The sequence below is a fragment of the Microcystis sp. LEGE 08355 genome (assembly GCF_015207185.1).
Lineage (GTDB): Bacteria > Cyanobacteriota > Cyanobacteriia > Cyanobacteriales > Microcystaceae > Microcystis > Microcystis panniformis.
This window is the reverse complement of sequence record NZ_JADEXI010000867.1, coordinates 1-1,381: the sequence shown is the minus strand read 5'-3', so window position 1 is coordinate 1,381 and position 1,381 is coordinate 1. Positions and strand designations below refer to the sequence as shown.

At 39.5% G+C, this 1,381-nt stretch carries 2 protein-coding genes; both read left to right on the top strand.

Going from position 1 to position 1,381, the window contains the following annotated elements; all coding sequences use genetic code 11:
- The coding region (locus IQ242_RS24795) for an SbcC/MukB-like Walker B domain-containing protein (RefSeq protein WP_305070293.1) at positions 1–1,013 on the top strand (1,013 nt) is incomplete at its 5' end.
- Between the two features lie 7 nt (positions 1,014–1,020).
- A complete protein-coding gene (locus tag IQ242_RS24790; RefSeq protein ID WP_193961783.1) occupies positions 1,021–1,275 on the top strand; it encodes a MoaD/ThiS family protein in 255 nt (84 codons plus the stop codon).
- Positions 1,276–1,381 lie beyond the last annotated feature (106 nt).

Genomic DNA, 1,381 nt, shown 5'->3' with positions numbered 1-1,381 from the left:
GACTAGAACAAGAGAAGCAAGAACTAGGTCAAAACTCCCCACTTAAACAGGAAGTTGAACGCTTAGAAAAGTTGATTCAAAACTTAAATTATGATCGCAGTGAACATCAGAATATTCAAAATCTGATCCGACAATTACAGGGGGTAAGATTACAGTATCAAGATTGGCAACAAGCAGAAAAAAATTATCCAGAAATAGCCGCTAAAATTGCTGACATTGAGCAAAGATTACAGCTGCGAAATGAGGATCGCCAGAAGATAAATCAGGAGTTAGCAAATATTAGTCAAAAGATTGGTACTTTGACTGACTATCGCCAAGAAATAGCCGCATTATCGACTAATATTCAACAGCGAAGACAGATAATTGATGGATTGCTCTCCCAAAAAGGTCGGGTTGAGGAGAAGTTACATCAACTAGAAACTTTAGGTAAACAACTGACAGAAAAAGAGAGCGATTTAGCTAAAGTTAAAAAACAATATACAGTTTATAAAGAGTTAGCCATAGCTTTTGGCAAAAATGGTTTACAAACTCTGATGATTGAGAATGTTTTACCGGAGTTGGAAGCACAAACTAATCATATCTTAGCTCGCTTAACCGGTAATCAATTTCATGTGCAGTTTTTAACCCAAAAAAGCGGTAAAGGTACGAAGAAACAGCGACAAAAGTTAATCGATACTTTAGATATTATTATTGGTGATACCCGCGGCTCTCGTCCCTACGAAACCTATTCAGGAGGGGAAGCTTTTCGGATTAATTTCTCGATTCGATTAGCTTTAGCGAGATTATTGGCACAAAGAGCCGGAACAGCCTTACAAATGCTCATTGTTGACGAAGGATTCGGAACTCAGGATGCGGAAGGATGTGATCGCTTAATTGCGGCAATTAACGCTATATCCGCCGATTTTGCCTGTATTTTGACGGTAACTCATATGCCCCAATTTAAAGAAGCTTTTCAACATCGCATCGAAGTCCGCAAAACCGAACAGGGTTCCCAATTGATGTTATTATCCTAGGAAAAATATGGAAAAAATTACGGTAACAGTGAAACTATTTGCTATTTATCAAGAAGTCTATAAAACTTCACAATTAAACCTCGAATTTCCTGCCCACACTTCCGTTACAGAAGTGTTAAACTATATTATAGCCCCCTATCCCCAATTAGAAAGATGGCGCGACGTTACTCGTTTTGGAGTTAATCTTCAGTTTGTTTCGGGAGAGAAAATCCTCGAAAATGGCGATGAGATAGTTTTAATTCCCCCCGTTAGTGGTGGCTAAATGGGGTTTGCTGAAAAAGTACGGGCGAAGCATTCGGATAGAAAATCTACGGTTTCACCGATAGGTTATTGTCCGAATGCTTCGCCCCTACAGGACGCGGGCCGAT